The organism is Thiohalophilus sp., from assembly GCF_031581315.1.
GTDB lineage: Bacteria > Pseudomonadota > Gammaproteobacteria > UBA6429 > Thiohalophilaceae > Thiohalophilus.
The window spans coordinates 1-5,473 of the sequence record NZ_JAVLAZ010000093.1 but is presented as its reverse complement, the minus strand read 5'-3'; the positions used below and the strand labels follow the sequence as shown (position 1 = coordinate 5,473).

Below are 5,473 nucleotides of genomic sequence, written 5' to 3'. Positions count from 1 at the left end.
TTTTATTCGATCGCGTATTTTTTCATGCGGTAGATCAGCGCACTGCGGGTGATCCCCAGCAGGCGGGCCGCCTTGCTCTGGTTGCCGGTGACGCGGGACAGCGCCTGGCGGATCATGCTGGCTTCCAGATTATCCAGCTGAATGCCGCTGCCGGGCAATTGCAGGGAGTCATCCGCCGTGGATTCGGGACGGATGATTTCCGCCGGCAGGTTGGTGATGTCAATCTGCTTGCCGGGCATTAACACCAGCATGCGTTCACAGAAGTTGCGCAGCTCGCGGACGTTGCCGGGCCAGGCATAGGCCTGCAAGGCCTCGAATGCCAGGGTCGTATAGCGCGGCGCGTCCAGGCGATGATAGATGGCCAGGCGGGCCGTCATTTTGCCCAGTAATAACTCGATGTCGGCAAAGCGTTCACGCAATGGTGGCAGATGCAGGGGCACGACATTGAGACGGTAATAGAGATCCTCACGGAAACGGCCCTGCTGAACCAGTTCGTACAGGTCCCGGTTGGTGGCGGCAATCACTCGCACATCCACCTTGTCGGTCGTTGTCTGACCCAGTGGCTGGATTTCGCCCGATTCGAGTACCCGCAGCAGCTTGACCTGTGCCGCCAGCGGCAGCTCGGCCACTTCGTCCAGGAACAGCGTAGTGCCATCCGCGGCCTTGAACTTGCCCGGCTGATCCTGGCGGGCATCCGTGAAAGCACCCCGTCGATAGCCGAACAGCTCGGCCTCGACCAGGTTGTCGGGCAGGGCGGCGCAGTTGATTGTAATCATGGCGGTGCCATGTCGGGTGCTGCTTTCATGCATGGACTGGGCGAGCAGCTCCTTGCCGGTGCCGGTTTCGCCGGTAATCAGGGTCGTGACGTCGGTGGCGGCGATCAGCTGGGCCGAGCGCAGGGCGGCGAGAAATTCCGGCGCCTGTCCCAGCAGATGTTCGAAAGCACTGTTTTTCATACGCTATGCCCTGCAGCAAAATGTTCATGACCATGAGACCAGGTCAGGTAAAAACTCGTTATGGCCAATACTATCAGCAGGAGTCCCACCACGGTTTTGACCTGGCTCAAGCGGGACAACCTTGCCATCCACCCGGTTAATATACCCGCAGCCATCACCGAAGGCAAAGTGCCGGCGCCAAAACTCAGCATGAACAGGGCGCCATACAATGCATCGCCTGCGGTACCCGAGATAATCAGTGCGGAATAGATCAGGCCACAGGGCAGCCAGCCCCAGACCACGCCGAACAGCCAGGCCTGTCCGGGCGAGCGGACCGGAATGAGTTTTTGTCCCCAGGGCTGCAGGCGGTTCCAGAGTGGTTTACCCAGATGTTCGATCATGGCGAAGCGGGGAAACCAGCCGGCCAGATACAAACCGATGCCGATCATCATGGCGCTGGCGATACCCTGCAGAATCAAGTGACCCGAATCGGGACTGATGACATTGAACAGTCGATCGCCCAGCCAGCCCAGCAAGGCGCCGGCGGCGGTATAGCTGGTAATGCGGCCGAGGTTATAGGCCGAGATATAGGGCAGCAATCGCCAGCGATGCTGACGGACTTCCGCCGGCAGGCTGAAGGTCAGCGCCCCGATGATGCCACCGCACATTCCGATACAGTGCACCGCGCTGAACAAACCGACGATAAAGGCACTGATCAGGGCGATTTCCATTTATACCAAGCTCACGACAGCCAAAATGTCATCATAACATTCCTGGCCTGCGGTGACCTGTTGTGAGTTGTGAGTCCTGAGCCGCGAGTCGGAAATCGGAAGTCGGGGGCATCAAAGTCACGCAGGCTTCGCCAGCGTAACCTGCGTGACTCAGCACTCAGCACTCAGCACTCAGCACCGCGGCCCGAAGGGCCCTAGGCGGCCAGTTCGGTGAACATCACCTGCAGGGCGTGTTTCAGGGTGAGATCGGATTCGGCGGTGAGATCGGCCAGTTCGTCCGGGCTGAGATCGAGCATTTTCCAGACCCGGGTATCAATCGGCAGATCGTCATCGGCGGTGAGGACGGACTCGATGGTATTGCCAATCGCGTTGGCCAGATGGATGATGGCGGCCTCGCGCTGATATTGCGTGGCCAGGGCGGGCTGATGATGGCGGGCCACCGGTTCGATGAGGGATTCGGGCAAATGCCACTGGCGCAGCAGTTCGGCGCCCAGTTCGGCGTGATCGAAGCCGAACTCGCTGCGCTCCAGGCTACCCAGATCCTGATGTTCCTCGCGTGCCCGGCTCAATAACCGGGCCGAGGTTTCGGGGCGGGTGAGGTACATGACCAGCTTGCCGATATCGTGCAGCAGGCCGGTGATAAACAGCCGTTCGGTATGCGTAATCTGCAGCCGTTCAGCCAGAGTCCGGGCGGCACAGGCGACCGCAATATTGTGGCGCCAGAAGTGTTCCGGTGTGACCAGCTCTTCGGGTAGTCGATTGAACTTGTTGACCACCAGCGTTGCCATAGTCAGGTCTCGCAGCTGCCGGGTGCCGACAATCGTGACTGCCATGGAGATGGTATCGATCCGGGAAGGGAAACCGTAAAACGGGCTGTTCACGATTTTCAGCAGTCGGGCCGCCAGTGCGGCATCCTGGCTGAGCGTTTCGGCGATATCGGCCGCCGAACAGGCCGGATCGTTGATCATTTCATTCAGACGGGTGACGATCACCGGCAGGGACACCAGCTCGCGGTGTTCCTGAATCAGCGTCTGTGGGGTGCTCGTCGTCATACGTGATGAGTGTCTGCGATGAATCAATGGGCTTCAGTGGTTGGCTGTCGGCAGGCAAGGCTGCAAACTTTATTTATTATAGGTGTTTCGCCGCGGCTGTAACCGGATAAAAATGTGAAAACGTTCACATTATTTGGTCAGGGTTAATGGGCCCGTGACGTGGACTCAACAGTCCCAGGAGGAGTACCCCCGATGTCAGCAATCCGTCTTTCCATCAGTGGCATGAGTTGTGCCGGCTGTGTCGCCAGTGTCGAACAGGCGCTGCAGGCAGTGCCCGGTGTTGAGCAGGCCGAGGTGAATTTCGCCGAACATACCGCGACGATCGAGGGCGATGTAAGTGCTGACAAACTGGTAAAGGCCGTCAAACAGGCTGGTTACGACGCGGCCGAAATGAAAGGGCAGACTGCCGAGGCCGACAAGGAGGCGGCGGAGATGGCCCATTATCGCCGCCTGTTACGCAAGACTGCCGTGGCGGCGGTGCTCGGGGTGCCGCTGGTGATCGGCGATATGGGCGGGCTGTTGCCGGCGCTGGACACCGATCTGGGCCAGCCTGTCTGGCTGCTGCTGGGTCTGCTGACCCTGGGCGTGATGATCTATGCCGGCGGCCACTTTTTCACCGGTGCCTGGAAAGCGTTTCAGGTGCACAACGCCAACATGGACACCCTGATTGCCCTGGGCACCGGTGCCGCCTGGGTCTATTCCATGGTGGTGGTGCTGTTCCCCGATACCGTCCCGACCCTGGCCCGGCACGCCTATTTCGAGGCGGCGGTGGTGATCATCGCGCTGGTCAATCTGGGCGGGGCACTGGAGATGCGCGCCCGGGGCAAGACCTCCGAGGCGATCCGCCGGCTCATCGGACTGCAGCCGAAGACTGCCCGGGTGGTCCGTGAGGGCAAGGAGCAGGATATCCCCATTGACGAGGTCGGCCTGGGCGAGACTCTGCGCATCCGCCCCGGCGAGCGGATCCCGGTAGACGGTGACATTATCGACGGGCATTCCAGCGTCGACGAGTCCATGCTCACCGGGGAGCCACTGCCAGTGAGCAAAACAGTGGGCGATGAAGTCGTGGCCGGCACCATCAACGTCAGCGGTACCTTCCTGTTCCAGTCCAAACGCATCGGCGCCGACACAGTGCTGGCGCAGATCATCGACATGGTGCGTCGCGCCCAGTCGAGCAAACCGGCCATTGGCCGCCTGGCGGACAAGGTTGCTGCCGTGTTCGTGCCGGCGGTCCTGCTGGTGGCGGTGGCCACCTTTCTGATCTGGTTCAACCTCGGTGGCGAGCCGCTGTTGAGTCACGCTATCGTCGCCACGGTGACCGTGTTGATCATCGCCTGTCCCTGCGCGCTGGGGCTGGCCACGCCTATCTCCATCATGGTCGGCGTGGGCAAGGCGGCCGAATACGGCATTCTGATTCGCAACGGCGAGGCCCTGCAACAGGCGGGCAAGCTGGAGGCGATCGTGCTGGACAAGACCGGCACCGTGACCGTCGGGCGCCCAACCGTGACCCACCTGGTGCCAGCCACTGATTACAGCGAGGAACAGCTGCTGCAACTGGCCGCCAGCCTGGAGCAGGGCTCGGAACACCCGCTGGCCCACGCCATTGTCGAGGCAGCAAAACAGCGCGCGATCTCCCCTTTCGAGGTTCAGCAGTTTGAGGCCATCACCGGCCAGGGCGTGAGCGCCCGGCTCGATGGTGAGCCGTGTTATCTGGGTAACGCCCGCCTGATGCAAAACCAGGGCATCGACATCAGTGAATTACAGGGCCGGGCGCAACAGCTGGCTGAACAGGCACAAACGCCCATCTATCTGGCCCGGGGGACGCGGCTGGTGGGCATCGTGGCGGTGGCCGACCCGATCAAGGAAGACTCGGGCGCGGCAATTCGGCGCCTGCAACAGCTGGGGCTGAAGGTGATCATGCTCACCGGCGACAGCGAGGCCACGGCACAGGCGGTCGCCCGCCAGGTCGGAATCGATGAAGTGATTGCCGAAGTTCTGCCGCAGGACAAGAACCGGCATATTGAACGCCTGCAACAGGGCGGTGAGGTGGTGGCCATGGTTGGCGATGGCATCAATGATGCCCCGGCGCTGGCCCAGGCCGATGTCGGCTTTGCCATTGGCAGCGGGACCGACGTGGCGATCGAAAGTGCCGACGTGACCCTGATGCGCGGTTCCCTGCACGGCGTGGCCGACGCCATCGCGATCTCGCACGCGACCCTGCGCAACATCAAGCAGAACCTGTTCGGCGCCTTTATCTATAACAGCCTGGGCATCCCCATCGCCGCTGGCATTCTCTATCCGATCATGGGGCTCATGCTCAACCCGATGATCGCCGGCGCCGCCATGGCCATGTCCTCGGTCACCGTGGTGAGCAATGCCAACCGCCTGCGCTGGTTCAAATCGGGAGCCCAATCATGATCTGGCTGATCAATCTTCTGGGGCTGGCACTGATGCTGGCGATCGTCTGGTGGTTCTGGCTGGCCAAGCCCGCCAGCGTGCAACGCGGCAGTAACAGTGACCGGGTCGATATCCTGGTGGACGATGGTGTGTACACCCCCTCGCGCATCGAAGTTCCCGTCAACCAGCCGATCACCCTGCGCTTTTTACGCAAGGACCCCAGCCCCTGTGCCGAACAGGTGATCTTTTCCGATTTTGACCTCAGCGCCGAACTGCCGGTAGATGAATACAAGGAAGTCACCCTCACGCCACAGGAAAAAGGCGAATACGAGTTCACCTGCCAGATGCAAATGTACCG

Annotated in this window: 5 protein-coding genes; 2 read left to right on the top strand and 3 right to left on the bottom strand. The window is 61.1% G+C overall.

Features of this window, described 5'->3' with window-relative positions:
- Nucleotides 1-2: 2 nt before the first annotated feature.
- The 3 genes from RI563_RS11335 to RI563_RS11325 form a co-directional block, all read right to left on the bottom strand.
- The gene (locus RI563_RS11335) at nucleotides 3-956 is read right to left on the bottom strand and encodes a sigma-54 interaction domain-containing protein (RefSeq protein WP_310694493.1); all 954 of its coding nucleotides are present in this window, start codon (nucleotides 954-956) and stop codon (nucleotides 3-5) included.
- A complete protein-coding gene (locus tag RI563_RS11330) occupies nucleotides 953-1,666 on the bottom strand; it encodes a sulfite exporter TauE/SafE family protein (RefSeq protein ID WP_310694492.1) in 714 nt (237 codons plus the stop codon). Before RI563_RS11330 ends, RI563_RS11335 begins: the two co-directional genes overlap by 4 nt.
- 194 nt (nucleotides 1,667-1,860) lie before the next feature.
- Nucleotides 1,861-2,718 carry an HDOD domain-containing protein gene (locus RI563_RS11325; protein WP_310694491.1) on the bottom strand — a complete coding sequence of 286 codons (858 nt, stop codon included), beginning with the start codon at nucleotides 2,716-2,718 and terminating at the stop codon, nucleotides 1,861-1,863.
- 192 nt (nucleotides 2,719-2,910) lie between these two features.
- On the opposite strand from RI563_RS11325, the gene RI563_RS11320 reads away from it, so the two are divergent.
- On the top strand, nucleotides 2,911-5,136 hold the full coding sequence (locus tag RI563_RS11320; RefSeq protein ID WP_310694490.1) for a heavy metal translocating P-type ATPase: 2,226 nt from the start codon (nucleotides 2,911-2,913) through the stop codon (nucleotides 5,134-5,136).
- Nucleotides 5,133-5,473: cupredoxin domain-containing protein (locus RI563_RS11315; RefSeq protein WP_310694489.1), on the top strand; the 341-nt coding region annotated here is incomplete at its 3' end. The genes RI563_RS11320 and RI563_RS11315, both read left to right, overlap by 4 nt.

Bases quoted from the DNA above. Each gene is read 5' to 3' on its own strand.
- RI563_RS11325 (WP_310694491.1), bottom strand. From the start codon at position 2,718: ATGACGACGAGCACCCCACAGACGCTGATTCAGGAACACCGCGAGCTG.
- RI563_RS11320 (WP_310694490.1), top strand. From the start codon at position 2,911: ATGTCAGCAATCCGTCTTTCCATCAGTGGCATGAGTTGTGCCGGCTGT.
- RI563_RS11330 (WP_310694492.1), bottom strand. From the start codon at position 1,666: ATGGAAATCGCCCTGATCAGTGCCTTTATCGTCGGTTTGTTCAGCGCG.
- RI563_RS11335 (WP_310694493.1), bottom strand. From the start codon at position 956: ATGAAAAACAGTGCTTTCGAACATCTGCTGGGACAGGCGCCGGAATTT.